We start from the raw sequence: 25,945 nt of genomic DNA, 5'->3' as shown, positions 1-25,945 counted from the left end.
TACTAGGTATTTTAAGATGTAAAAACACTTAGACTAACTCCAAGTTCTGAGTCACCCACTTTTGGCATTCGGTTGCGAGGATTTGGCCCATTTCACGTCTTCTAGTGACATCTAGGCGACTATTAATCGCCCCAAAACTGATCGCCGCCATCGTTAATGTGGACAGTGGAAACGCATACCCAACCCCTGACACACCAGTCGTAATGCGATCCACAATTTGTGAATAGCCTGTTTCGCGCGTTAAACGCACGTCAGTCAACAAAGCATCCAGTGTTAAATCTGCAGCTTGATACTGCTTTGCATGCTGTGTATACGCTTGCGCAATCGTGCTGTCATCTTTTCTGGCAAGTAATGCCAATCCACCGGCTCCCAAACCCAGTAAGCGCTTTTCACCCACGCTCACGGTGAAGATTCGAACAGGAAAATCACTGTGCTCCCGATGCAAACACAAACAATAATCACCTTGCTGAATAACCAAAAAAACTGTGTCGCCTGACAAACGGGCTAATCGCTGGATCAAGGGTTTCAATAATCCTGCAACGGGTGAACTCTGCATCGCTGCAAGCCCCAGCTGCATGGCGTCAATCCCTAAAAAGTAACGTTTACTGACCGGATCACGACGCAAAAACCTTTCTTGTACTAAGCAACTCATAAAGCGATAAGCCGTACTGCGCTCCAAGCCCGTCTCTTCAAGGATGTCCTGCAACAAAAGCCCCTCAGATTCATATTGTGTTGCTAATCGCAATAACTGCAAAACACGCTCGATACTTTGCGTGCCCGTCTTCTTGGTTGCTGTACGTGGTTTCACATTGGCTGTCGTTGCGTTTGTCTCAACCGATGGCTTTTGCATACTCGTTTTCCCTTATTTTTATCACTATATGAACAAACTAGCAGTTTATGTTTGAAATATAGAACATGCAATGTCTAAATCATCCCATCTCAGAGATCTTTCTTCACCGGGAGTTTAGAAACGCCATGACTTACGAAACGATTCAAATTGAAAACTTTGGAGCCGCACGACGCATCAGTCTGGCTCGCCCAAAAGCACGCAACGCACAGAGCCAACAATTGCTGGATGAACTCGATCACGCCATTGTTCAGGCCAGCGAAGATGACAGTGTTCATGTCATTGTCATTGCGGGTCAAGGCGAGCACTTCTCGGCTGGTCATGACCTGAAAGAAGCCCAAGCCAGTCGTGCCGACTTCACTGTCGAGCAACGCTGGGCCTACGAGTCTTTACGGTACTTTGACTACTGTATGCGTATCTGGGATTGCCCCAAGCCAACTATTGCGCAGGTTCAAGGTGCCTGCGTTTCAGGTGGGTTTATGGTCGCTAACATGTGCGATCTCATTGTCTGCTCTGAAGATGCTTTTTTCTCAGACCCTGTTGCCCACACACTTTCAGCAGCGGCAACCGAAGTTTTAATTCACCCATGGGTGATGGGTTTGCGTCAGGCCAAAGAAATGCTCTTCACGGGCGGTCGCGTCGATGCTCAAGAAGCATTGCGAATCGGTATGGTTAATCGTGTCGTCCCCACAAGCGACCTTGAAACCGAAACACTTGCGCTCGCAGAACGCATTGCGCAAGCGCCGCCTTTTGGTTTACGTTTACTCAAAAAATCGCTCAACCGAACCTTTGATGCACAAGGTCTAAGAACAACGCTCAGTGCGCACTTTGACACACACCAGCTCTCCCATGTCACTGAGGAATTTAAAGCCGTTCGAGACAAAGGTCTGGCCAAAGCCATTCAGCGCAACAAATCCGGGGAATCGGCATGAGCCACGCCTTACGTCCACTGCTCGAACCAAACTCGATTTGTTTTATTGGTGCAAGTGACAACCCAGGTCGAATTGGGGGCATGCCCATCGCGCTTTTAGAGCGATACAACTATCAGGGCGATGTGTATCCCATCAATCCCAAGTACCAGGAAGTCTTTGGCTACCCCTGTTTTGAGAGTCTCGAAGCATTGCCTAAAACACCAGACCTGGCGGTTTTAGCCATTAAAGCAAGCGATGTTTTACCGATGCTAGAACGCTGTCATGCCAAAGGGATTCCAGCGGCCATTGTGTATGCCGCTGGGTTTGCCGAAGAAGGCGAACAAGGTCAAAAACTGCAAGCTGAGTTAGAAGCTTTTGCACAATCTTCAGGCATGCAAATCGCTGGGCCCAACTGCATGGGTTTTGCGAACTTAAATACACAGGCGCATACCGCTTTTGCGTCCGTCTTTAATGCCGTCCCCATGCAGGAAGGCAACGGAAAAGTGAGCCTACTCACACAAAGCGGTAACGTCTGCGCGGCAGTCTATGCGCTCGTGCGTGAACTTGGTCTGCCCGTCTCCCAGTTCATCAATACCGGTAACGAAGCCTGTGTGGAGTTCTCGCAATATCTCGAATACTTGGCTCAAGACGAGCACACACAAACCATCATCGGTTATATCGAGCAGCTACGTGACGGACCGCGTTTCATGGCGGCCGCGAAAAAGCTGCAAGACAATGACAAAGTGCTCATTGTCTTGAAAGCAGGGACCACAGAAAAAGGCGCAATTGCTGTGCAATCGCACACATCTGCACTGGCTGGTGAACAGCGTGTCTATGAAGCGGTGTTTGAGCATTACAACGTCATTCAAGCCGATGACTTTGCACAAATGGCACTCTTGGCACAACTGGCTGATTTACGACACCGTACAGCCGGCAAACGAGTGGCTGTCATCACCATGTCCGGCGCATTGGGTGCGATTTTAGCGGATCGTTTAACCGAAGTCGGGTTAGAGCTGCCTGATTTGCCCAAAGATGTGCAGGCCGTTCTACGTCGAGGCATCCCAGACTACGGCATGGTGAGCAATCCGGTCGATGTGACTGGCAACGTTGTGAACTCGCCAGACTTTGTTCACGAAGTACTCACAGCCCTTGCGACCAGTGATGATCTGGATGCGGTTCTGATCTATGCCCCCGGTTACATGCTGGACCGTATGGCCGACAGCATCGAATCCGTCGCAAAAGCGCACCCACGGTTTTTTGCAGCCATTGATACCGGCCGAGCAACCTGTCGTGACCGTCTACGTGAAAACGGCGTTGCCGTTTTTGATGATCTGGGTCGTGCCGTCAATGCGTTGGGCCCATTTTTAAACTGGCAAAACAATCGGCAACAAAAGCGCGTGCAGTCTGACATTGTCACGACAGTAGTCTCGCCAACACCTGCAATCCCTGTCGAGTGGAATGAAGCGACGGCCATGGAATATCTCGCCGCTTTTAGTGTATCCACACCGGCCAAACACATTGCGCAATCTGTCGATGAAGCCCTGTTACACGCACAACAAGCTCAGTATCCAGTCGTTCTTAAAATTCTCAGCGCAGACATTGCACATAAAACCGAAGTCGGCGGCGTCAAACTGAACATTCAGGCCCCTGAAGACTTGCGAACCGCCTATGACGAGATGTTGGCAACCGTTAAAACCCGAGCACCCCACGCACATCTCGAGGGTGTACTCGTTCAGCATCAAGAATCTGAAGGGGTTGACCTCATCATTGGTGCCCGACGCGATGCGCTGTTTGGTCCCATGATCACCGTCGGTTTGGGTGGCGTTCTCACTGAAATCTACAAGGACACTGCAATCAGTCTGTTGCCGATCACACAGCCACAGGCTCGTGACATGCTCGAGCGTCTCATCGCTTTCCCTTTGCTCAATGGCTACCGAGGTGCAGCCATCACAGATATCGATGCAGCTGCGCAGACTATTTGCCAACTTGGGCAAGCTTTACTCAATGCACCGGATGATGTCACGGACATTGAAATCAATCCGCTACGGATCAACCCCGTCGGACAAGGCGTCATTGCACTAGACGCGCTTGTCATTTCTGATCTTTCATCCAATAAGGAGACAAACCCATGAAAATGACCAAAATCTTTGGCGCACTTTTAGTTGGCACAGCGATGATGACTTCATCGGCCATGGCCGCAGACAACTTCCCAAGCCGTCCAGTCACCATGGTTCTGCCATTTGCTGCCGGTGGCGCAACGGATACGTTGGCCCGCATGCTGTCAGAAAGACTCACCGACAAAATGGGCCAACCCTTTATCGTTGAGAATAAGCCTGGTGCAGGCACCATGCTCGCCTCTGATTACGTCGCTCGCGCCAAGCCCGATGGCTACACCATGCTAATGGCAGCTTCTTCTTTAAGCATCGCACCTAGCATTTACAGCAAGGTCAACTACGATGCCATTAAAGACTTTGCACCCATTACCCAAGTTGCTTCTGTCATTCACATTCTAGAAGTCAACCCTGAACTGCCGGTCAACAACGTGCAAGAACTGATTGATTATCTGAAAGCCAACCCCGGAAAAATCAATTACGGCTCTGTCGGTGTTGGTACCTCAACACACTTGGAAGGCGAAATGTTTAAGTCCATGACCGGCGTGGACATGATTGATGTGCCTTACAAAGGCAGTGCACCTGCACTGACAGACTTGGTTGCTGGACGCACGCAAGTCATGTTTGACGCTTGGACATCGTCCAAACCTTTTGTGGAAAGTGGCAAATTACGTGTTCTGGCAGTCACCACTGAAAAACCATCCCCTTCAGTGCCTAACGTGCCATCCATCTCTGACACCGTGCCAGGTTTTGCGGCAATGCCATGGTTAGGTCTGGTCGCACCAGCCGGAACGCCCGCACCCATTGTCAACAAGATTTATGACAACGTGGTCGAGGTTCTGCAAGAGCCTGCCATCCAACAAAAAATGCAGGACTTGGGTTTGGACATTATTGGCAACACACCTGAAGACTTCGCCACATTCATTGCAGAAGACCTTCAAACATGGGCCAAAGTGGTCAAAGACGCCAATATCAAACTGAACTAATCCACACAACTGTGACCAATCCCCACCCCTTTAGCAGCACTTCTGTTTTAGGGGGTTTACACATCGGGCCCCAGTGCCCGATGTTTTTTTAATTCACATCAAACGCGATGAACTTTCCAGACAACGACGACGACTTTCGAGCACATATTCGTGCCGTCTTAAATAGTCTTTACACCGAATTTCAGGCGAATTGGCACCACGATCCGGATCCAGGCGATCTGAGCTACCGACGCGCCTGGGAAGATCAACTGTGCAAACAGGGCTTAAGCGGATTGAGTTGGCCACGTGAATACGGCGGGCACCAACTGCCATTGTCACAACAAGCCATTTTCCATGAAGAGCACGCACGTTGTGGCGCACCACTTGGGGTCAACTTGATCGGTCACGGCATTCTTGCACCCACGATTTTGCATTATGGGACGCAAGCACAAAAAAACCGGTTTTTACCCAACATTCTCAACAACACTGAAGTTTGGTGCCAAGGTTATTCCGAACCAGGTGCAGGATCAGACTTAGCCTCACTGCGAACACAAGCGATTCGTGAGGGTGATGTCTACCGATTAAAGGGGCACAAAATCTGGACCTCTTTCGCCAATTTGGCCGATTGGTGTTTTGTGCTGGCACGCACCGACCTCACCCAGAGCCGCAGCAAAGGCTTGAGTTTTTTACTGGTTGATATGAAGTCACCCGGCATTCGGGTCGAACCCATTCGTCAACTAACCGGTGACGCTGAGTTTTGTGAAGTCTTTTTTGAAGATGTCTTGGTCCCTGTCACACAGCTCGTTGGGGAAGAAGGCCAAGGTTGGCGTATTGCCATGGGCGCAGCCAGTTTTGAGCGCGGCACGTATTTTCTGCCAAGACTGATACGTTTTGAGCAAGAGCTCGAACAAATTCGTGCATGGCTCACCAAAGATGCCCTACAAACAGCGACCAATGCACAACAGCACCAATGGGCCCGTTTAGCGGTGGATAGCCACGTCCTGAAGCTTAAAACTCAGCGCGCACTGAGACTGGCACAAACCGGCGACACACCTGGCGCAGAAGGCTCAGCCACCAAAGTGCACTGGAGCGAAGCGCACCAAGCACTTTTAGACTTTGCCATGGATCTGCTCGGCCCAGACGTTTGCCTATCACCAGCTCATCAATCACACGCTGACAACTCGCGTTTTATCCACGCCTACCTGTGGTCGCGTGCTGAAACCATTCTGGCCGGAACCTCTGAAATTCAACGCAACATCATTGCTGAACACATTATGGGCCTGCCAAGAGATCGCTGATATGAATATTGATTTAAACCCAGAACAAATTGTACTGAAAGATGCCATCAAAGACTTTCTGGATGGTGAAGGCTTTGACATCCAATCTGCCGTGCAAGGCTTATCCCCGGAAAAGCTCGATGCACTTTGGGCGCAATGCGCGCAAATGGGGTGGTTTCGCAGTCGACTCACAGAAGCCCAACAAGGACTTGCTTTAAGTACCCAAGATGTCGCTGTGCTTCACGAAGAAATGGGCAAACACCTGCTCAGCATTCCAGTGGCTCACGCCGTTGCCGTTCAAACCTATCTGGATCCAGCGCATGACATCCTGAAAGATTGGCTGAGCGGAGACAGGCGTCTTGGCATAGCGCAAGCAACCTCAAATCATCCAGGTTCGTTTCTAGTGGATTATGCCAGCGCAGATCATCAGGCAGTCCATCTGTCATGGTCTGACGCAACGCTCATAGTCACGCAGTTCACAGGCGTTGAACCCAGTTTCGGCATTGATCCTTTGATTGCAACCAGCCTAATCGCACCCGATGCCGCCGTGACCAACACGTTTAATGCGTCTGTTTCGCAGACCGCATGGTCAGAGTATCAAATATTGCGTGATTTATTACGCATGGCTGAACTCATTGGGGTTGGTGCGCAAGCCATGGAACTGGGTACACAATACGCATGTGAACGGGAACAGTTCAACAAGCCCATTGGCGCTTATCAGGCCATTAAACACAAACTGGCAGATGACTGGATGCGGCTCGACAACGCACGTCTGTGTTTACACGAAGCCTGTCGCTTATTCGATTTGGCTAAAACCGATGCAGACAAAGTTCGTTTGCCCTTTGCATTAGAAGCCGCTCGTTTACTCGTGCCTGAGGCAGCCCAGCTAGCAGCTTCTCACGCCATACAAATCCATGGTGCCATGGGCATCACCTGGGAATGTCCCGTCCATTTGTGTTTGAAGCGCGTGCGACATATGGTTTCAACCGACACTCGCTTGCGTCATCCCTCACAAACGCTGGACGCTTTGTGGCATGCAAGCGCAACAACCACGCATGAATGAGGCCAGCATAGGATCGCCCCTCGGTTTTTACAGATCGAGGGAGCTTGCCAGAACGCAACGAAGGCAACTAATTTAGGGAATACCGCCTGATTTCAGCCTACAATCTTGGCCTGCCCTAAAAGCTCTCGAACGGCGTCAACATTTATCATGTCCACAAGAAAAATCATATTTTCCGGCATTGCTCTGCAAGCCAGCATCGGTATTCTGGATCACGAAAAACTGGCAAAGCAACCCATTCTGGTTGATACCCAGCTCGATGTCGATGTCCATCAAGCGGCTGATGAAGAGAATATCGAAACCGTTCTTGACTATCGGCTTGTGCATGAAACGATTGTGCATGAATGCACCGATCGTCACACTAACCTATTGGAAACACTGACAGATCGTCTTGCACACACGTTGCTTAACCGCTTTCCGGATGTGCGCAGCGCAACCGTCCGTGTCACTAAACTCACCGCTTTTGCGGATACAGGTGGTGTCGCCATCGAAGTCACCGCACAACGTCCAACCGCTTGATCAGAGAGAATGACCATGCAGGTTCATCCCGTCCAACTCGTCAGAGTCCCTTCACGCAACAATCAGAAGGTCAACGCAAACAAGCTTGAAAAAAGATTGTTACGCGAAACTGGCAAAGCCATCGCTGACTACAACATGATCGAAGATGGCGACCATGTCATGGTCTGCCTCTCAGGCGGTAAAGACTCGTATGCACTGTTAGATTTGTTATTAATTCTGCGTGAGCGTGCACCCATTCACTTTGATATCACCGCAGTTAATCTGGATCAAAAACAACCTGGGTTTCCAGAAGACGTGCTGCCCAATTATCTACGTGCGCGCCAGATTCCGTTTCACATCGAAGAGCAAGACACTTACAGCATCGTTAAACGGGTCATTCCTGAAGGTAAAACAACCTGTTCATTGTGTTCACGCCTGCGTCGTGGCGTGCTTTATCGGGTCGCCAGTGAAATTAAGGCCACTAAAATTGCACTCGGACATCATCGCGACGATATTTTGGCGACATTCTTTCTGAATTTGTTTTTTGCAGCCAGACTCAAAAGCATGCCACCCAAGCTTGTCTCAGACAATGGCTTACACACCGTCATCCGCCCTTTGGCCTACGTTCGTGAAGACGATCTGATCACATATTCTCAGATTCGTGAGTTCCCCATCATTCCCTGTAATCTCTGTGGTTCGCAAGACAACCTCAAGCGCCAAGAAGTATTGCGCATGATTCGTCAGTGGGAAAAAGAATCTCCCCAGCGTGTTTGGAATGCTTTTCATGCGCTCGGTCACGTCGTGCCTTCACATCTGATGGATGCTGATCTATTTGATTTCAAGAGCCTCAAACCCACGGGGGATGCCTTTCCCGATGGAGATACTGCGTTTGACGAACCTGAGTTCCCTTGAGAGCGCGGGTGCGATACGATCGGTCATATTCAACTAAAGTCTTTTAAACCTCGTATCCACCAAAAGGATCATTCGCCATGAGTCAACCTAAAGTTCTGGTCACAGGTGCCAGCGGCGGCATCGGACGTGCAATCGCACAACGTTTACATGATGACGGTTATCAGATTATTAATCTGGATATCGTGGCCCCCAAATCATTACTGCCCGGGGAAACCTGGCTAGAGATTGATCTGATGGATCCGCAACAGGTCAAAGAAGGTCTTGCACCGCTGGTCGAAGCCGGCGATGTATTGCGATTGGTGAACAATGCCGGTTTTATTCGCCCAGCTACATTAGAAGACACCACCATTGAAGATTTTCAGGCGGTGGTTGAGCTGAATTTGCGTGGCCCCATGCTTTTAGTACAAGCGCTGCTACCCGGCATGCGTAAAGCAAAATTCGGCCGAATCATTAACATTGCTAGTCGTGCAGCACTCGGCAAAGAACTTCGCACCGCTTACAGCGCAACTAAAGCAGGCATACTTGGCATGATGCGCACATGGGCCATGGAAGCCGCCGCCGATGGCGTGACTGTGAACTCAATTGGACCTGGCCCAATTGCGACCGAACTCTTTATCTCAGGCAATCCACCTGATTCCCCAAAAACCAAGCTGATTCTGGAGACCATTCCAGTCAAACGGATGGGCACCCCAGAAGATATTGCACACGCGGCAGCCAGCCTGATTGATGACCGTGCAGGCTTCATCACAGGACAAGTGCTTTATGTGTGCGGGGGTATGACACTCGGTCTCTCACAGACCGCGTAGTAGCCGCGCCATCAGCGAAGCTATCAAATTAAATCAATAAGCGTCAATCAATGAGCGGAAGGCTTCATCACAGGCCTTCCCAAGAAGCACCTTCAACCTTAATATCAACCAGATCAAGAATTCGGGCGACCGTGTGGTTCACCATATCCTCGATACTCTCAGGCCGTTGATAAAAGGCAGGCAGCGGTGGAAAGATCACACCACCCATTTCTGTGACAGCTGTCATATTGCGTAAGTGCGCCAAATTGAAGGGAGTTTCACGAACCACCATCACAAGGCGACGACGCTCCTTTAACGTCACATCAGCTGCACGTGTAATCAGGTTATCTGACAGACCGTGGGCAACCGCAGCCAATGTCCGCATAGAACACGGCACGATCACCATCCCATGCGTTGCAAATGCACCGCTAGCAATCGTTGCCCCCACATCTTTAACTGAATAAGCGTGATCCGCCATATCCAGCAAGTCTTGTCGGGTAATGTCTAACTCGTGTTGCAGATTCAGAATACCGGCTGAAGAAATAATGAGATGCGTTTCAACGTCATCTCGATCTTTCAGAACAGACAACAGGCGTACCGCATAGGCCACGCCTGTTGCACCGGTGATTCCAACAACCAGTCGACGCACACTCAATTGGTTGCACCTGCTTGCTCAAGCATCTCTTTGAGCTCACCGCTCTGTTCCATTTCAGCCAAGATGTCTGAACCACCGACAAATTCGCCATCAATGTACAGCTGAGGAATGGTGGGCCATTGTGAGAAGGTTTTGATACCTTCACGCACTTCACCGTCTTCCAAGACGTTCACGGTGACCAGTTTAGTCACACCACAGTCGCGCAAAATCTGGATCGCACGACCAGAAAAACCACACTGAGGAAACTGGGCTGTGCCTTTCATAAACAGCACAACAGGGTTGCTGGTCACGGTTTCCTTGATGAATTCTTGTACGTCTGACATAGAGATCGATTCCACAAATAAAGTCAAAAAATCTGCTCAGCCCATTGCGCCAAAATCAGGCATTCTGGACTTAAGCAACACACTGCAAGCTATTTTATAGGGTTAACGCAGACAGAGGTGCAATACCACCACTGACTCGCTCATGATCTGACAGGTCTCGGTGCGTTTGAATGGACTGATAGCCTGCTTCTTCTAACAACTGCCGCACCGCCTGACCTTGATCGTAACCGTGTTCAAGCCACAAACAACCGCTCGGCTTTAACCAACGCTTTGATTCAAAAATGATAGTACGCAAATCCGATAAACCATCTTCACCGTCTGTCAGCGCCGAACTCGGCTCATAACGCAAATCACCTTGTTGCAAATGAATGTCTTGTGCGTGAATATAAGGCGGGTTCGAAACAATCAGATCAAATCGCATCGATGCATCATCAAGCTTTGTCGGCAAATCAGCCAACCAATCGCTCTGTATAAAAGTAATGGATGCTTGAAGACGTTGCGCATTCTCTTGAGCGATGGCAAGCGCTGCCTCACTAAAGTCTGTAGCCATCACCTGAGCCTGTGGATAAGCTCGAGTCAGCGCAATGGCCACAATGCCACTACCCGTCCCCAAATCAAGGATTGCTGGTTTAGAGCCAACTCCCTGACTCGTCAAAGCTTCTAAGGCGACCTCGACCAGACGCTCAGTTTCATGTCGGGGGATGAGTACATCCGGTGTGACCTTCACCTCAAAATCCCAAAAACCACGCCACCCCAACACATAAGCAATCGGCTCACCCGCTTGACGGCGTTGAATCAGCGTCTGCCACTGCTTTTGTTGATCAGACGTCAAACGGTAATCGTCGTGCGCAATCAGCCAGCTATTGGATTGTTGCAACAGATGAGACAACAGCAAACGCAACTCTGTTCGTGGCAGATCGGTTATTTGTAAGCAACTCGCAACCGTCAAAGAGTCTGAATTTGACCTATCCATGTGTCTCAATCTTGTCCTAACTTTGTCTTAACCGACAGCTCTGTTAGTGCGCATCAGCCAGTGCAGCGAGCTGATCTGCCTGATGATGAGCCGCCAGTGTGGAGGTCAACTCTTCCAGGTCACCATCCATAATGGCCACTAATTTATAAAGCGTGAGGTTAATGCGATGATCTGTGACTCGACCTTGCGGATAGTTATAAGTCCGAATCCGTTCAGAACGATCACCTGAACCCACCAGACTCTTGCGTTCTGCGGCCTCTTTGTCGCGCTGCTCAGTCAACTGCAGGTCCTTTAAGCGTGCAGCAAGCACTTGCATGGCTTTGTCTTTATTACGGTGTTGTGAACGATCATCCTGACATTCCACCACTAAGCCCGTTGGCAAGTGCGTTAAGCGCACGGCAGAATCGGTCTTGTTGACGTGCTGACCACCGGCACCACTGGCTCGGAATGTATCGACACGCAAATCGCTGGGATTGATCATGACGTCAGACATTTCATCGGCTTCAGGCAAGATGGCAACCGTGCATGCAGACGTGTGAATACGGCCTTGAGACTCCGTTTCGGGCACTCGCTGAACACGATGCGCACCCGACTCAAACTTGAGTAAGCCATAGACGCCTTCACCTTCAATGCGGGCAACGACTTCTTTGTATCCGCCAAGCTCTGCCGGACTTTCTGACATCATTTCCACACGCCAGCCGTGTTGCTCCGCAAAGCGTGCATACATGCGCAGCAAATCACCCGCAAAGAGTGCACTTTCATCGCCACCGGTACCAGCACGGATTTCCAGATACACACTGCGGGAATCATCTGGATCTTTGGGTAACAACAAGATTTGCAGCTCGTCTTCTAAAATGTCCAAACGCGCTTTTGTTAATTGATACTCTTCTTGTGCCATCTCCTTTAACTCAGGATCAGACATCAACTCACGCGCCCCTTCCAAATCGGCTTCAGCTTGTGTGAATTCAGTAAAGGCTTTCACAACGTCATCGAGGTCTGAACGTTCACGGGCTAATTGCCGGAATAGTTTCATATCGTTGGCAGTTTCAGGCTCGGCCAAGAGTGCATCAACTTCTTCAAGTCGACGACCCAGTTGCTCAAGGCGCGAACGCATTGCTTCATTCATGATGTTGGTCTTATAAAAAGTAAATAGTCAGGGCGCAGACTCAATGTTGGAATACATCAGCGCAACCCACAGCAAGGTTTAGTACAGGTACGTCATGTACGGTCATGGGCGGGAAAGTAACGACACGGCACGAAACAACACGCGACCCACCACAACCCACTCTCTTAAAGGCAGGCAGAGCCGCTAATGCTGACGACGACCCGCCGAAGAGGGAAAGAGTTTGGGTAACCAGCCCATCAATTGTTGTCTATCGCTTTGCTCAGACTGATGCAAAGCAGACAAGGTGCCATGGAGATATTTCTGTGTCAGCGCATGCGCCAATTGCTCCATCACCTGATCAGGATCCTCACCTCGAACCAACGCACGTCGCGCTTTTTCGAGTTCATGCGCCTGAACGGCTTGTGCACCTGCTCTCAATGACTGAATAATGGGGACCGTTGAGCGCAGCTCTAACCACTTCATGAAATTACGCACGCGTGCATCAATGATCGCTTCTGCTTGGACAACCGCTGCACGGCGGTTTTGTTCACCTGATTGCACCACCTTGCCCAAATCATCCACTGAATACAGGTAGATGTCGTCCAGACGGCCTACTTCAGGCTCAATGTCTCTAGGAACTGCCAAATCGACCATGACCATTGGCAAACGACGACGTTGACGTGTCGTGCGCTCTACCATACCCAATCCTAAGATCGGCAACGTACTGGCCGTACAGGAAACCACCACATCAAATTCAGCAAGACGATCAGGCAATTCGGCCAGGCGCATCGTCGAGGCACCAATCCTTGCTGCTAAGGTTTCAGCGCGTTCACGTGTGCGGTTAGCAACCGTCATTTGGGCTGGGTTTCGAGCCGCAAAGTGCGTGGCACACAAATCAATCATTTCGCCAGCACCGATAAACAGCACTTTTGAGTTGTTGAGTTCACCAAACACGCGCTCAGACAAACGCACTGCGGCGGCAGCCAGAGAAACCGACTGCTCACCAATGGCTGTGGTTGAACGAACTTCTTTTGCAACAGAGAACGTACGCTGAAAGAGTTGATGCAACAACGTACCCAGCGAACCCGCCTGGTCAGCCACTCTGACTGCATCCTTCAACTGTCCCAAAATCTGCGGCTCGCCAAGCACCATGGAATCCAAACCACTGGCGACTCGGAAAGCATGACGGACTGCTAAGTCACGATCATGTAAATACAGATGCGGTTCAATCATGCGCTGATCCAGCTGGTTAAATCCAGCTAACCATTGCGCCAGCTCCTGTGCCACAGATGGCTCTGCAGCACAATAAAGTTCTGTGCGGTTACAGGTCGACAAGAATGCCGCTTCACGCAACCGTGTACCGAACGTTTCTTTTAATGATGCCAACGCCGGTGCAATCAGATCATCAGACAGGGACACCCGTTCACGCACTGCAAGCGATGCAGACGTGTGATTGAGACCCAGTGTATAAACTCCGACAGACATAGATGTAACGATGACCAAATAAAAGAAGTTCGAGAAAATTTACGCAAAAGTACGCGTAAAAACAGACATATCCCCTTATTATAGTTAATAGAACCCCTTTTGTAAGGTTTCCCCTAGGTGATTGCGCCCGTCAGCAGAAAATACTGCTTACACGAACCCTGCAAGGCACAAATGCAACACTTTCCCCTACTGCCTTCGCAACATTCAAAAATTTAGTGTATAGTTCAGTCTTCGGTTGGCCTGGTAGCTCAGTCGGTAGAGCAGAGGATTGAAAATCCTTGTGTCGGTGGTTCGATTCCGCCCCGGGCCACCACCGAATACAACAACCCGGCTCTCGCCGGGCTTTTTTGTGCCTGAAGCCCCAGTATTGGCGGGCTTGCGCGGATTTGCCAGAGGACCGAAAATCCCCCATTCCGGTAGTTTTCGCGATCTTTTCTCGTATCTCTCTCTTTCCTATCTGCAAAAGTCAGGAGCGATCCCAAGGCCGAACCTAGTGATTCTGCGGGTTTGCAGCTAGGTGGTTTGAACTTGAAAATGGATAGCGGCGCTTGGTGTGTGACGAACAAGAACCCTCAGCACCTGACGACATCATCCGTAGGATCAAGGTTGTCTCCTCTTGGGCCTGCGTGGCTCGCGAGCGCACCTGAAACGTTTGGCTCGCCCCGTCGGATGGGTGGATTCGGTTATTCAAGACTTCCTATGAGTTTCATTGCAGAGTCACTGGCCGCATTGGAGCAATCTCGAGATGACTCGACAGCATTCATTCCGCGGTCTGTGTCATAAACAGTCATACCGCTTGTGTGACCGACATCGGCCAGCTAGCGCTTCATCTTCTGCCGACAACGCAGCATTAAGATCGACCGTCACACAGTCGACCAGCGACTGAGGGCGTTAGACAAGGTCGACACTAGGCCACCGCAGCATGCGCCGGCTCAACCTGCAATTCGTCTCCAGAATGCTCGGCCTGCCACAGATCGTAGTCGATCTGACCACGCAACCATGTTTCAGCGCTGGGGCCACGGCCATTGGGCTTGCGAAGCCATACTTCCAGCCTTCTGGCCAGATCCACAGAAATCGCAGCACGACCGTGTAACACACGCGATAAAGCAACACGGCTCACTCCCAACTGCCGAGCGGCCTCGGTCACCGACAAACCAAGTGCCGGAAGAACATCCTCACGAAGCGTCTCGCCCGGATGCGGCGGATTGTGCATACGCATAATGACCTCCTAGTGATAGTCCTGGTAGTCAACCAGAATGACATCCTGACCCTCAAACGTAAACGTCAAACGCCAATTTCCATTAACCCACACCGACCAATGCCCTTCGAGCTTTGCACCGTGCAAAGGGTGCAAACGCCACCCGGGCATATCCATGTCATCAGCACTGGTTGCAGCATCCAACTGACGCAGTTGACGCGCCAGCTTTGAAGCGTGTGAAGGTTGTATTCCAGCTTTGCTCCCGGCCTCAAAAAAGCGCTGTAAACCACGATGTCGGAAGGTTTTTATCATGATCCATTGTATCGCCATGAGACACACTTCGCAACAACCATAGCGCGTCAACCATCTTGACCGGTTGACAGGTGATGGTTCACCCGATGTCACGTATTCTGTGATCAAACACTATCCGCCAGCGACCGCAACAGCCCCGCCTGCCGCCACCAGTCGTCGGGCCATGGCGTACGCACGATTCTATCGAACGACAAGCTCTCAGAGTTCACCATTTGATCAATGACAGTCGGCGCCAATAGTGTCAGGCGCAGCAGCCTGCGCACGTGGCTGGCATCCAAGCCTTCCAGCTGCGCAATAGCTCCCGGCGACGCGATGCGTCCTTCGTCCAGCAGGTGCTGCCAATAATAGGCCAACCCCAACGCACGTATCAGAGTTGATTCCTCCTGGGCCTCCGTGGCCTTTGAGCGCACCTGAAACGTTTGGCTCGCCCCGTCGGGTGTGACGATCTCTCTACGTGGTGATTTCCGCCTGGTCGGTGCCCATGGCACAAACGTCTGTAGGCGAACACCGGCCGCGGGCAGTGGCCGTCCTGATTGACCCGCTTTACGGATCGGGCGTCGTCGCTCTGTCATGGCCGATCTCCCGTCAGCAGGTTTATCTGCTCCTGCCACGAATGCGGGATGTCGTTGCGCTGTAGCCAGTACAGGCTCAACCATCGCGGCTGTGCGCCCTCCATGAGGGTGTCGATGACTTCGGGCGACAGGCGCGCCAGACGCAAGAGTCTGGCCACGGTGGTGGGCTGGAGGTCCTCGGCTCGCGCAAGATCGCTGATGCTGGCAAACTCGCCCTGATCCAACAGATCCTCCCAGTAGAGTGCACGCGCCACAGCTTCAAGAATTCGCTTGTTCGGCCCCGCCTGACCATCGATGACGTGATGCCGACGAGGCGCAAAAGTCATCGGCACAAAGGACGGGATAGGCCCTGAAATCTGTTCCATCATTCCACCTCCAACGCTTCGGCACCGATGGTGTTGTCGGCAAACTCGGACAGCAACTCACGCCAGCCCAGCTCGCGCCAGGAAATCTCAACGCCCTGAACACGGCCATCGTCAACCAGATCAACGCGCTCAATCATCAGATTCACCAAACGGTGTTGTTCAGCGGGATAAAGGTGATCCCACATCCGCTCGAGATCTGCCATGGCAACCACCACAGTGCCCTCATCCAGGTTGACCGCATCCCCTTCCCCAACCAGAGCCTGAAGGGCTTCAGGGCTGCTCAGCACGCTCTTGATCTGGGCGACGACGACACCTTCAATTTGCTTGCTCGGGATTCGCAGCTTCTTGTTCACCACTTCTCCAAAAGTCACCGGCCGTGGGGTGACGTAATACAGATAGCGTTTGCCAGCATTCTTGGTTGTGAAGCTCGAGCCCAATCGCTGGCCGTCGGGCGCGTAGAGCAAGCCCCGCAGCAGCGAGTCGGTCCTGAACCGTATTCCTGTTTTCTGGCGCCGATCCTCACCATTGACCGCAAAGACCGCCTGCACCTTCTCCCAGGCGTCCTGGTCGACGATGGCCTCGTGTTCCCCAGCAAACCATTCCCCCTTCAATGACAACTCGCCCAGGTAGATCCGGTTGTTCAAGAGTTTGTGAAGATACTGGGCAGAGAGCGGCCCACCCTGCCGATGAATCCCCTTCTTTGTGATCCAGGACTTTGTGGTGTGGCCCTCGGCATTGAGCTTGCGAGCCAGCGCAGCAGTGGACTCAAGGACCACCATGTCGTCAAAAATCTGACGCACCAACGCGGCCTCTTTGTCATTGACGACGAGTTTGCGGGCGATGACGTCGTACCCCAGGGGTGGCGTGCCACCCATCCACATCCCTTTCTTCTTCGAGAGTGCAATCTTGTCCCGGATGCGCTCGCCCGTGACCTCACGCTCAAACTGGGCGAAGGACAGCAGGACGTTGAGCATCAGCCGACCCATTGACGTGGTGGTGTTGAACTGCTGCGTGACGGACACGAACGATACGCTCTGGCGCTCGAAGACTTCGACCATCTTTGAGAAGTCCGCAAGGCTGCGCGTCAAGCGGTCGATCTTGTACACAACCACGATGTCGATCTGGCCGCGCTCGATATCCGCCATCAGACGTTTCAGCCCTGGCCGATCTGTGTTGCCACCGGAGAAGCCTGGATCGTCGTAGTCGTCGGCCACAGGAATCCAGCCCTCTGCTCGCTGACTGGCGACATAGGCGTGGCAGGCTTCTTTCTGCGCATCAATCGAGTTGAACTCTTGGTCCAGGCGTTCGTCGGTCGACACCCGGCAATAGACGGCGCAGCGCTTGCGCACCGGTTTCGATTGAGTTTTTGTCATGTCGTCTACTCCGTGAGTCCAAAGAAAAGAGGGCCAGACCAATGGGTGCCCGTGATCTGTCGTGCCACCGCGGTGAGGCTGCGATACGTCTGGCCCTCATACTCAAAGTGCCCCTCAGGTGTCACCGTCACCCGATGATCCCGATCACCCCATTCCCGCAACAGGACAGTGCCGGGCGCAAACTCGTAGGTCTTCTTACTACGCCTGCGCTTGATCTTCGACTGCCTGGCACCGACGTCAATCAATCGGTTTCGCAATCGTGGGTTCAGCCCACCGTGCGCCTCCTCTTGGATCTTGTATGCAAGGCGTGAGACGATGTGCGCGCGATTGGGATACTGGGGCCGCGACCGAAAGTATTGATCCCACAACACCCACAAATCCTCCATGGGTGCCGTTGCCAAGGCAGTCACGCGTGCTGCCACCGTTGTGTCTCGAGTCATATCAACTCCTTGTTTTGATAGGAGTTTGTATGAACGCTCGTTTCATCCATCAAGCCAAGTCGAACCGGTGTATCTGTCGCTTCTTCGCGACGGTGCCGCGCCATGCAGCCAACCAGGATACGGGCGACTTCGCGTGCACGTTCTTTGCCGCTCATACGGCTCGGGTGTGTCTGTTCGTCGGGTTTTATTGCCATCACAAGCTCCATGATTCAAACCATGTCTCTATGGTCTCGCAAATCGTCCGAGCTGGAGGGTAATGTATAGCCATAAAGCTAAGCTTTATATAAACCACTGTTCACATATACAGCAAATCGTTGGAGACTGATTGTGAAAATATCCTGGAAAAACGCTGCCTCACTGCTGAACTTTCTCAAGATGGCACCCCTGCAATCCATCCAGTTATTTGTGGATGAGATACAGAAACACAGTGGTTTTGAGGCCTTGAAAGAGGTTTCCCCGGCCGATGGCGACGCGCCAGACGCAGACCAGAGAAAACATTACCGCACCAAATTCGCAAAGCTGCCAGAAGAAGTCCGCACAACGCTGGATGGTCACACGGCGCAGATTCTCGAACTCTCGGACGATGCGGCTGACTCAGCGCAACAACTCGCACGTGAAAAAGCCTACACGGTCGACATCGGCGAGCCGGCACTTGACGCGCTGCTCGATGAGGCGCCAGACGCCATTGGTCGAGCAACCATCCTTTTTACGCTCGCGCCCGACCTCTTTCGTCAGGCTCAGGCCTATTTCCACTCGGACTACTTTCGCAACCTTGGCAAGCTGTATGACGCCTTCGATATCGATACAGACAAACCGGTCAGCCTTCAATGGGACGAGAACACGCAAGCGGATCTGGAAAAAGCCATCTGTACGGCGCTGGCTACCACTGGCCAATGTCGGGTCGAATACGTCCCCATCAAGCGTTCTCTGGACGATGGCACGGTTGCCTGCGAGCACTTGTTTCTGATCCGCCATGCGGGTGACAAGCGCAGCGTACAGAACACCAACAGCGAGCTCGAGACGGAACCGCTCTACTACACACCCCCAGTGGAAAGCACCGTCAAAGTGATCCCTGAAAATCGCACACTAGAAGTGCTCTGCAAGGACCGCTCGGCCCGCGCTCGGCTTGCCCAGGCGGTCTCCCACCATGTCCTCGAGGTTGCGCTGTCCGGCAGGCCGATGACGCTGCGCCAGTACGACCTCAGCCGCTTCTACGAAAGCCTTCAACTACCTCAGGACGTGCTCGATGGTTTGGACGAGGTCAGTGAAGTGCGCCTGGTGGAACTTGATCTATTGATCAGTGCCAAGAACCGCCGCGTCTCGGTAAAGGTGCAGCCAGATGACGATCTCGAAGAAGCCATGCAGGATATTTTCGGAGACAAATCTCCGCTGCAACGAGATTACCTGCGCATCGTACGGGTCGTCTTGAACGCCAGCTTGCTGCGCGGCGCAAAAACGGTCAACATGCCCATCACCATCAGCACGCCCAACCGCTGCAACATCTCCAGCAAGCGCGACCAACGTTTGCGCGATCTGAGTACAACCATTCTCAATCGATACGGCATTCTCATCTGCCCTTCCCAATTCCAGAATGAGGATATCGGCACTGTCTTCACCACCGTACTGCGCCTCTTTGAGGCTCAGACGACCGAGGTGCGCTTGCGTGATTTACAGGCGTGGGGATCGAACCTTGATCTGCTTCTGGCCGGAGGATTTCTGAAGATGATGGGACCCGCGAACACGGTCAAACTCATCGATGACGACGGGCGTGTTCAGACCCTGTCAGTGCGTGAGAATGCAGGCCGGCTCATTGCCGTCGAACCAGAAACCGACATCTTGTTTGGAGTCGACCCAGACGATCTGGTGCGCTATCAGGTCGCCAAAGACTGGGTGGCAGAGTGCGTCATCAAATCACTGGGCAAAGCGCTCAGTGTTATTCCCGCCGTTGCCGACGGTGGCCTGGTCACCCGGCTCGGAGAGCTGCAAACACCTGCTGGTGCCCGAAGAGAGCCCACGCGGCTGGGACGCCGCGGATGCCATTGCTGAGGGCTCGACGTTCAGGATTTCATCAAACACAGCGCAAAAATGCACGTGACCTCTCCGTCCAATGCCAGCGAACAGGTCAACAGCGTGCCCGACTCGGAAGACGCTTTGGCACTGGCTTTCACTCAGGACTATGCACACGACTGGTGCTATGTGGCTGGCTGGGGAAAGTGGCAGATGTGGGACGGCAGACGCTGGAAAGCCGATGAGACTCTGCTTGTCAGACACCTCGTGCGTTTGACGTGCCGGGCGGCCTCTGCCCAGACAACGTCCGTCCGAACGGCAGCCAAGCTCTCAGCCAACAGTACGATCAGCGCCGTCGAAAGTCTGGCACGGTCCGACCGTCGTCATGCTTGCACCGTCGAGGAATGGGATGCAGACAACTGGCTTCTCAACACGCCCGGTGGTGTCGTTGATTTGCGAACGGGTCAGGCTCGTGAACACGACCGCGACGACCGCATGACCAAGATCACAACGGCCACACCCAAGGGGCAGTCAACACTTTGGAAAGCGTTCCTGTCCGATGTGTCCGGCGGCAACGAGGAGCTGCAGAACTACTTGCAGCGCATGGTGGGCTACTGCCTGACGGGATCGACCGAGGCGCACGCGCTCTTCTTCTCTATGGCACCGGTGCCAATGGCAAGTCAGTGTTCGTGAACGTCATCACCACCATTCTCGGTGACTACGCGACCAACGCAGCCATGGACACCTTCATGGACACACGCGGGGACCGTCACCCCACCGACCTGGCCGGGCTTCGGGGTGCGCGTCTGGTCTCGAGCACCGAGACCGAACAGGGACGGCGCTGGAACGAATCCAAGCTCAAGGCCATCACCGGTGGTGACAAGATCTCCGCACGCTTCATGCGTCAGGACTTCTTCGAGTACACGCCTCAGTTCAAGCTGGTCATTGCCGGCAACCACAAGCCAGCGATCCGCAACGTGGACGAAGCCATGCGCCGACGCCTGCACCTCATTCCGTTCACAGTCACGGTGCCGCCACAGAGGCGGGATCCCCGACTCACGGAGAAACTCCTCGCAGAGCGTGACGCCATCATGGCCTGGGCGGTCCAGGGATGCCTGCTCTGGCAACAGCACGGACTCAAGCCCCCGGTCATTGTCGCAGCGGCCACAGACGAGTACTTCGAGGCCGAAGACGCCATGGGCCGCTGGCTTGAAGAGCGCTGTGATCTCGACCCGAATGCGACCGGCCTGACCGCACAACTCTTTGCCGACTGGAAACGCTGGGCCGAAGAGGCAGGCGAATACGTGGGCTCTCAGCGTCGCTTCTCCGATCAGCTGGTCACACGGGGCTTTGACAAATGGCGCAACGCCGCAGGCAATCGAGGCTTTAGAGGCCTGGCGCTGCGCTTCCCCTATGCACCTTCTTACACCCCATACAACGACGATTGAAATCGCGTTCTGACACATCCGACATAAGCAATGATTTACGCCCACGCCCACGCCCGCGCGCGCGTAAGAACTTAACCGGTCGCTGCGTCTGATGTGTCGGAACACGGAAAGGACTGAACATGATGACAACGATTCTCGCCCTGGATCTGGGTACCACCACCGGCTGGGCACTGCTGCGTGCCGACGGACGTATCGACAGCGGCAGCCAGAGCTTTCGGCCCGACCGCTTCGAGGGCGGCGGCATGCGTTACCTGCGCTTTCGTCGCTGGCTGACGGATCTCAAGAACCGCACGGAGGGCCTGCACGCGGTTTTCTTTGAGGAGGTGCGCCGACATGCCGGTGTGGATGCAGCGCACGCCTACGGCGGCTTTCTGGCCCATCTGAGCGCCTGGTGCGAGCACCACCAGATTCCGTACCAAGGGGTGCCCGTAGGCACCATCAAAAAGCACGCCACCGGCAAAGGCAACGCCAGCAAGGCGCAGATGATAGCGGCCGTCCAGCAACTTGGCTTTGATCCTAAGGACGACAACGAGGCCGATGCTCTGGCCATTCTCAACTGGGCAAGAACGGAGATCAGCCATGAATGAACCCACTGACATCGCCCTCGAGGAGATTGCCGCTCGCCTGTCAGCAGCGGCTCACACAGCCAGGCGCCTGCCGCCGGTCAAGGTGCAGGGCTACTTCAACCTGTGGCCGACGATCGTACGCAGCCGTTTCGAGATGCTCGAGGCCGATGACAGAGAGCCACCCCGCTTTCCACCCTCACCCCGGGACATCGAGGCCATGCTGGAGGTCATGCGCTGGGTGCAGTGCCTGGAGCCCCAGGCCCGACATCTTGTCTGGATGCGGGCCAAAGGCTACGGCTGGGGTGCCATCTCCAAGCGCTTTGGCTGCGATCGGACCACCGCGTGGCGGCGGTGGAAGGCAGCACTTGGCACGCTCGCTGAGCAATCTGTCGTGAAAAACACGCTCAATTCATCCGAACTGTAGGGGCAAGGTGGGCAACCACCTGAGCAGATGTCCTCGGATTGCAATAGTTGTCCTTTTTTCAACAACTTACGCATGCAACACTTTGACGGTTTTAGGGTAATATTTCAGCTATCTTCTGGACAGAAGTGCGGGCAGCAAAGAAACTGCGCGGCCCGCACCCAGAAGGCCCCAGTCTCCTCCTGTGTTTCATGCCACCCTCACCGCCACCGATGCCCCGTGCGTGCGTGGCGGTTTTTTATTGCCTATCCGCTCAGCACACCATGACCAGTCTCCAAGTCGAATACCGTCGCACCGAATCGCTCATCCCCTACGCTCGCAATGCCAGAACGCACAGCGATGCCCAAGTGGCACAGATCGCAGCCAGCATCCGCGAGTTCGGATTCAACAACCCGGTGCTGATCGACGGTCGCTACGGCATCATCGCCGGCCACGGCCGTGTGCTCGCGGCACGCAAGCTTGACATGGAAACGGTGCCGGTGATCGAACTCACCCACCTGAGCGATGCGCAAAAGCGCGCCTACATCATCGCCGACAACAAGCTCGCACTGAACGCGGGCTGGGACGAGCAGCTGCTCGCCATCGAGTTGGGCGATCTGCAGGAGGTGGGGTTTGAGATGGATCTGATCGGCTTCTCGCCCGCTGAGCTGGAAGCCTACATGGGCATGGACACCGGCACGGAGGGCCTGACCGATGAGGACAAGGTCCCCGAAGTCGAAGAAGAGCCCGTGAGCCGAACCGGGGACGTGTGGGTTTGTGGCGCACATCGCGTGGTGTGCGGCGACTCTACCGACGCACAAAGCTACGCATCGTTGCTGGGCGAAACCCTGGCCGACATGACCTTCACGGACCCGCCCTACAACGTCAACTACGCCAACAGCGCCAAGGACAAGATGCGAGGCAAGAACCGCCCCATCCTGAACGACAACCTCGGTGACGACTTTCAGGGCTTCCTGACCACCGCCTGCAGCCGCATGCTGGAAGTGACCAAGGGCGCGATCTACATCGCCATGTCATCCAGCGAACTCGACACCCTGCAGGCCGCGTTTCGTGAAGCAGGTGGCAAGTGGTCGACGTTCATCATCTGGGCCAAGAACACCTTCACCCTGGGTCGCGCCGATTACCAGCGCCAGTACGAGCCCATCCTCTACGGCTGGAAAGAAGGCGTTGATCGCTATTGGTGTGGTGCCCGCGACCAGGGCGATGTCTGGCACATCAAGAAGCCCCACAAGAACGACCTGCACCCGACCATGAAGCCGGTGGAGCTCGTCGAACGCGCCGTGCGCAACAGCAGCAAGACCAAGGACATCGTGCTCGACCCCTTTGGTGGGTCGGGCACCACCATGATTGCCTGTGAGAAGACGGGTCGCCAGGCCCGTCTGATTGAACTGGATCCCAAATACGTCGACGTCATCGTGCGTCGCTGGCAGGAGTTCACCGGAGAACAAGCACACCGCCTCTCGGACGGTGTTGCATTTGATGAGTTGGTGGAGGTGGCTGCTTAACGCTGCTTCGCGGCGCTGCGTCCGGCTTCGTAGGCCGCCAGGAGCGCAGCCTTGACGCCCCAGACCGAGACATCGTGAAAGTCGAGCCGGTCAGAGTTACGGGGCTCGAGAGAGTAGATACACAGGTGCTCTTGGGCGATCGCTTCAAAGATCTGTTCAAGCTTGTCGTTGATGGTTTTCATGGTCATGCTCCGGCTTAAAACTTGCAGCTTCTGAAGATCGTGCTGCTGGTGGGCGTGTGGCGTACAAAGCGCAGGGTCTTGCCGTCTCCGCTGCGCTCGGCCGTGGTCCAGACCTGGTCGTTGCCGCCAAGGCGCAAGCTCTGGCCGGCTTCGAGATTGTTGATCTGGGTGTCGAGGGTGTGGTTGAGGTCTTTCATGGTGTTTCTCCGTGTCCGTTTGTTTGTTCCAGTGATTACATGATTGCTTCGTTCACGAAGAACATCAAGCTATATCTGATTGTTTTTAAACATCTTTTCTCAAAAATAAACACCCCTGAAACAGGGGTGCAATCAGCTCAGGTTCTTCGTTGATCAAGCGCTGCGATAAACACGCTCGCCGCCCTCGGGCTTCTCGGACGTGATCACCAGGCCCTTGCGCTTGAGCGTGCCCGAAAGCGTGCCTCGCACGGTGTGGGCTTGCCAGCCGGTGGCCTCACACATCTGGCCGATGGTGGCGCCCTCCTCGCGCTTCAGCAGCTCAATCACGATGGCCTGCTTGCTGTTGGCGCGTGCCAGTGGCTTGGTGTCAACGGTGCTCTGTGCGTTCTGCTTGGCTTTGGCTGCTGTTTTCGTCTTGGTCATTTCGTTTCTCCTTGCTGCCGGGCACGCTTGTTGCCGCGCTCGAGCTTTTCTTTGAGTTCGCACGCAACAATCACGTCGTCTGTGGTGCTGTGGTAGTGACCATTCACGTAGATGTCGTACCAGACGGTGCGGCGCGAGACGTTGACTTCGTCTGTGCTCATGCGTTTGACGGTGACTTGGTTCATGGTGTGCTCCGGTGTGTAGTTGGGCCGGGCTGTCCCGGCCCCTGGTTGATCAGCTCTGGCGCTTTGCGTAGGCGAGTCGGGCCTGGGCGTTGGCAAGCAGGTCCAGTCGGACGTTGCTCGGGACAAAGGTCGTCAGGTGGTGGAGTGCTGCGTTCAGGGTTTCCCCCTTGTCGTCAAAGTCCTCCTGGCTGTCGTAACGCTCCGTGTAGTAGTCGAGTTCTTTCAGGGCTCGCTCGAGGACGCTGCGTGCGTTCTGCAGGGCTTCGGCGCCGTTTCTGATGGCGAGGTCTGCGATGTAGTCGTGTTCGGTTTTCATGGTGTTTTTCCTTGTTTGCTTGTTTGCTTGTGTGCTCCAGTGACTACATCATTGCTTCCTTTGTGGAACATATCAAGCAATAAGTCATTGTTTTTCAAGAAGAAAGAGACACACTTGCCCCGCATTACCCACGCATCAAACCATGGCCACACGCGCACCCATCTTCCGGCGTGAGACACGCGCTCAACGCCACCAACCGGTCGCTCCCAATTGGGGCCGTGGACGTGGCAAAGGATGGGAAAAGTTACGCAGGCGCATCCTCGAGCGTGATGGCTGGCTGTGCCAGTGCGAGGACTGTCGGGTGGGGTCAGCGCCACTGCCGGCCCATGAGGTCGACCACATCGTGCCGCTGGCCGAAGGTGGTGGCGACGAGCCAGACAACCTCCAGGCGATCAACCGCAGCTGTCACCGTAAAAAGACTGCGCAAGAAGTGCGCAGAGGACAGACCCGACACAGAAAGTCGGCAACGAAATGAAGATAAAAACAGTCACTTGCCCCTGAGCAATGGCGGGCAACAGATGGGCAGGG

At 53.8% G+C, this 25,945-nt stretch carries 30 protein-coding genes, 1 tRNA gene and 1 pseudogene; 14 read left to right on the top strand and 18 right to left on the bottom strand.

Translation table 11 applies throughout. The features are described 5' to 3' along the window. Positions 1-28: 28 nt before the first annotated feature. Positions 29-850: an IclR family transcriptional regulator gene (locus ACOI06_RS08335; protein WP_420662067.1), complete on the bottom strand. Its 822-nt coding sequence runs from the start codon at positions 848-850 to the stop codon at positions 29-31. A 125-nt stretch (positions 851-975) separates the two neighbouring features. On the opposite strand from ACOI06_RS08335, the gene ACOI06_RS08330 reads away from it, so the two are divergent. The 8 genes from ACOI06_RS08330 to ACOI06_RS08295 all read left to right on the top strand — a co-directional run bounded on the left by ACOI06_RS08330 (position 976) and on the right by ACOI06_RS08295 (position 9,387). Next, positions 976-1,779: an enoyl-CoA hydratase gene (locus ACOI06_RS08330; protein WP_420662066.1), complete on the top strand. Its 804-nt coding sequence runs from the start codon at positions 976-978 to the stop codon at positions 1,777-1,779. Further along, a complete protein-coding gene (locus ACOI06_RS08325; protein WP_420662065.1) occupies positions 1,776-3,890 on the top strand; it encodes an acetate--CoA ligase family protein in 2,115 nt (704 codons plus the stop codon). The genes ACOI06_RS08330 and ACOI06_RS08325 overlap by 4 nt, the downstream gene beginning before the upstream one ends. Beyond that, on the top strand, positions 3,887-4,855 hold the full coding sequence (locus ACOI06_RS08320) for a Bug family tripartite tricarboxylate transporter substrate binding protein (protein ID WP_420662064.1): 969 nt from the start codon (positions 3,887-3,889) through the stop codon (positions 4,853-4,855). Before ACOI06_RS08325 ends, ACOI06_RS08320 begins: the two co-directional genes overlap by 4 nt. Before the next feature lie 107 nt (positions 4,856-4,962). Then, the gene (locus tag ACOI06_RS08315; RefSeq protein WP_420662063.1) at positions 4,963-6,132 is read left to right on the top strand and encodes an acyl-CoA dehydrogenase family protein; all 1,170 of its coding nucleotides are present in this window, start codon (positions 4,963-4,965) and stop codon (positions 6,130-6,132) included. A 1-nt stretch (position 6,133) separates the two neighbouring features. Further along, positions 6,134-7,174 (top strand): acyl-CoA dehydrogenase family protein, encoded by a 1,041-nt coding sequence (locus ACOI06_RS08310; RefSeq protein ID WP_420662062.1) that lies wholly within the window; start codon positions 6,134-6,136, stop codon positions 7,172-7,174. A gap of 147 nt (positions 7,175-7,321) precedes the next feature. Beyond that, a complete protein-coding gene (gene folB, locus ACOI06_RS08305) occupies positions 7,322-7,690 on the top strand; it encodes a dihydroneopterin aldolase (protein ID WP_420662061.1) in 369 nt (122 codons plus the stop codon). Between the two features lie 15 nt (positions 7,691-7,705). Further along, positions 7,706-8,581 carry a tRNA 2-thiocytidine(32) synthetase TtcA gene (gene ttcA / locus ACOI06_RS08300; RefSeq protein WP_420662179.1) on the top strand — a complete coding sequence of 292 codons (876 nt, stop codon included), beginning with the start codon at positions 7,706-7,708 and terminating at the stop codon, positions 8,579-8,581. Positions 8,582-8,658: 77 nt separating this feature from the next. Beyond that, positions 8,659-9,387 (top strand): SDR family oxidoreductase, encoded by a 729-nt coding sequence (locus ACOI06_RS08295; RefSeq protein WP_420662060.1) that lies wholly within the window; start codon positions 8,659-8,661, stop codon positions 9,385-9,387. A 67-nt stretch (positions 9,388-9,454) separates the two neighbouring features. Here ACOI06_RS08295 and ACOI06_RS08290 read toward each other — a convergent pair whose 3' ends face one another. From ACOI06_RS08290 to hemA, 5 genes are all read right to left on the bottom strand, one after another. Next, the gene (locus ACOI06_RS08290; RefSeq protein ID WP_420662177.1) at positions 9,455-10,015 is read right to left on the bottom strand and encodes a UbiX family flavin prenyltransferase; all 561 of its coding nucleotides are present in this window, start codon (positions 10,013-10,015) and stop codon (positions 9,455-9,457) included. A 2-nt stretch (positions 10,016-10,017) separates the two neighbouring features. Next, positions 10,018-10,344, bottom strand: coding sequence for a Grx4 family monothiol glutaredoxin (gene grxD / locus ACOI06_RS08285; RefSeq protein WP_420662059.1), 327 nt, complete (start codon positions 10,342-10,344; stop codon positions 10,018-10,020). 94 nt (positions 10,345-10,438) lie between these two features. Beyond that, positions 10,439-11,317: a peptide chain release factor N(5)-glutamine methyltransferase gene (gene prmC / locus ACOI06_RS08280; RefSeq protein WP_420662058.1), complete on the bottom strand. Its 879-nt coding sequence runs from the start codon at positions 11,315-11,317 to the stop codon at positions 10,439-10,441. Between the two features lie 43 nt (positions 11,318-11,360). After that, on the bottom strand, positions 11,361-12,443 hold the full coding sequence (prfA, locus tag ACOI06_RS08275) for a peptide chain release factor 1 (RefSeq protein ID WP_420662057.1): 1,083 nt from the start codon (positions 12,441-12,443) through the stop codon (positions 11,361-11,363). A 183-nt stretch (positions 12,444-12,626) separates the two neighbouring features. After that, positions 12,627-13,907: a glutamyl-tRNA reductase gene (hemA, locus tag ACOI06_RS08270; RefSeq protein WP_420662056.1), complete on the bottom strand. Its 1,281-nt coding sequence runs from the start codon at positions 13,905-13,907 to the stop codon at positions 12,627-12,629. Positions 13,908-14,144: 237 nt separating this feature from the next. Between hemA and ACOI06_RS08265 the strand changes: the two genes are divergently transcribed. Then, positions 14,145-14,220: transfer RNA gene (locus ACOI06_RS08265), tRNA-Phe, on the top strand. A gap of 594 nt (positions 14,221-14,814) precedes the next feature. Here ACOI06_RS08265 and ACOI06_RS08260 read toward each other — a convergent pair. The 7 genes from ACOI06_RS08260 to ACOI06_RS08230 all read right to left on the bottom strand — a co-directional run bounded on the left by ACOI06_RS08260 (position 14,815) and on the right by ACOI06_RS08230 (position 18,361). Further along, positions 14,815-15,129, bottom strand: coding sequence for a HigA family addiction module antitoxin (locus ACOI06_RS08260; protein ID WP_420662176.1), 315 nt, complete (start codon positions 15,127-15,129; stop codon positions 14,815-14,817). 6 nt (positions 15,130-15,135) lie between these two features. Then, entirely contained in the window at positions 15,136-15,417 is a 282-nt protein-coding gene (locus ACOI06_RS08255) for a type II toxin-antitoxin system RelE/ParE family toxin (RefSeq protein WP_420662055.1), read from the bottom strand. A gap of 104 nt (positions 15,418-15,521) precedes the next feature. After that, a complete protein-coding gene (locus tag ACOI06_RS08250) occupies positions 15,522-15,770 on the bottom strand; it encodes a hypothetical protein (RefSeq protein ID WP_420662054.1) in 249 nt (82 codons plus the stop codon). Between the two features lie 215 nt (positions 15,771-15,985). Beyond that, a complete protein-coding gene (locus tag ACOI06_RS08245) occupies positions 15,986-16,357 on the bottom strand; it encodes a site-specific recombinase resolvase (RefSeq protein WP_420662053.1) in 372 nt (123 codons plus the stop codon). Continuing rightward, positions 16,354-17,727 carry a recombinase family protein gene (locus tag ACOI06_RS08240; protein WP_420662052.1) on the bottom strand — a complete coding sequence of 458 codons (1,374 nt, stop codon included), beginning with the start codon at positions 17,725-17,727 and terminating at the stop codon, positions 16,354-16,356. Before ACOI06_RS08240 ends, ACOI06_RS08245 begins: the two co-directional genes overlap by 4 nt. A gap of 5 nt (positions 17,728-17,732) precedes the next feature. Next, a complete protein-coding gene (locus ACOI06_RS08235) occupies positions 17,733-18,167 on the bottom strand; it encodes a DUF2924 domain-containing protein (RefSeq protein ID WP_420662051.1) in 435 nt (144 codons plus the stop codon). Beyond that, a complete protein-coding gene (locus ACOI06_RS08230) occupies positions 18,164-18,361 on the bottom strand; it encodes a hypothetical protein (protein WP_420662050.1) in 198 nt (65 codons plus the stop codon). The genes ACOI06_RS08235 and ACOI06_RS08230 overlap by 4 nt, the downstream gene beginning before the upstream one ends. Before the next feature lie 1,688 nt (positions 18,362-20,049). On the opposite strand from ACOI06_RS08230, the pseudogene ACOI06_RS08225 reads away from it, so the two are divergent. The 4 genes and pseudogenes from ACOI06_RS08225 to ACOI06_RS08210 form a co-directional block, all read left to right on the top strand. Then, positions 20,050-21,622: pseudogene (locus ACOI06_RS08225) on the top strand (phage/plasmid primase, P4 family); the annotation flags it as partial. Positions 21,623-21,741: 119 nt separating this feature from the next. Next, positions 21,742-22,209, top strand: coding sequence for a crossover junction endodeoxyribonuclease RuvC (locus ACOI06_RS08220; RefSeq protein WP_420662049.1), 468 nt, complete (start codon positions 21,742-21,744; stop codon positions 22,207-22,209). Then, the gene (locus ACOI06_RS08215) at positions 22,202-22,612 is read left to right on the top strand and encodes a DUF6362 family protein (RefSeq protein ID WP_420662048.1); all 411 of its coding nucleotides are present in this window, start codon (positions 22,202-22,204) and stop codon (positions 22,610-22,612) included. Before ACOI06_RS08220 ends, ACOI06_RS08215 begins: the two co-directional genes overlap by 8 nt. A 260-nt stretch (positions 22,613-22,872) precedes the next feature. After that, positions 22,873-24,114 (top strand): site-specific DNA-methyltransferase, encoded by a 1,242-nt coding sequence (locus tag ACOI06_RS08210; protein WP_420662047.1) that lies wholly within the window; start codon positions 22,873-22,875, stop codon positions 24,112-24,114. On the opposite strand, the gene ACOI06_RS08205 is transcribed toward ACOI06_RS08210, so the two are convergent. The 5 genes from ACOI06_RS08205 to ACOI06_RS08185 form a co-directional block, all read right to left on the bottom strand. Then, positions 24,111-24,296, bottom strand: a complete 186-nt coding sequence (locus tag ACOI06_RS08205) for a DUF6900 domain-containing protein (RefSeq protein ID WP_420662046.1) — start codon at positions 24,294-24,296, stop codon at positions 24,111-24,113. The two genes, ACOI06_RS08210 and ACOI06_RS08205, sit on opposite strands and share 4 nt — an antisense overlap. A gap of 14 nt (positions 24,297-24,310) precedes the next feature. Continuing rightward, complete coding sequence (locus ACOI06_RS08200; protein ID WP_420662045.1) at positions 24,311-24,493, bottom strand: hypothetical protein; 183 nt, start codon at positions 24,491-24,493, stop codon at positions 24,311-24,313. A gap of 153 nt (positions 24,494-24,646) precedes the next feature. After that, complete coding sequence (locus ACOI06_RS08195) at positions 24,647-24,916, bottom strand: DUF3489 domain-containing protein (protein ID WP_420662043.1); 270 nt, start codon at positions 24,914-24,916, stop codon at positions 24,647-24,649. Beyond that, on the bottom strand, positions 24,913-25,101 hold the full coding sequence (locus ACOI06_RS08190; RefSeq protein ID WP_420662042.1) for a hypothetical protein: 189 nt from the start codon (positions 25,099-25,101) through the stop codon (positions 24,913-24,915). The genes ACOI06_RS08195 and ACOI06_RS08190 overlap by 4 nt, the downstream gene beginning before the upstream one ends. 49 nt (positions 25,102-25,150) lie before the next feature. Beyond that, positions 25,151-25,417, bottom strand: coding sequence for a hypothetical protein (locus tag ACOI06_RS08185; protein WP_420662041.1), 267 nt, complete (start codon positions 25,415-25,417; stop codon positions 25,151-25,153). A 142-nt stretch (positions 25,418-25,559) separates the two neighbouring features. On the opposite strand from ACOI06_RS08185, the gene ACOI06_RS08180 reads away from it, so the two are divergent. Then, positions 25,560-25,892 carry an HNH endonuclease gene (locus ACOI06_RS08180; RefSeq protein ID WP_420662040.1) on the top strand — a complete coding sequence of 111 codons (333 nt, stop codon included), beginning with the start codon at positions 25,560-25,562 and terminating at the stop codon, positions 25,890-25,892. The last annotated feature ends 53 nt before the right edge of the window (positions 25,893-25,945 follow it).

It is taken from the genome of Orrella sp. 11846, assembly GCF_048820935.1.
GTDB lineage: Bacteria > Pseudomonadota > Gammaproteobacteria > Burkholderiales > Burkholderiaceae_B > Algicoccus.
The sequence above is the reverse complement of the archived record's forward strand: the minus strand, read 5'-3'. Positions and strand labels throughout refer to the sequence as shown.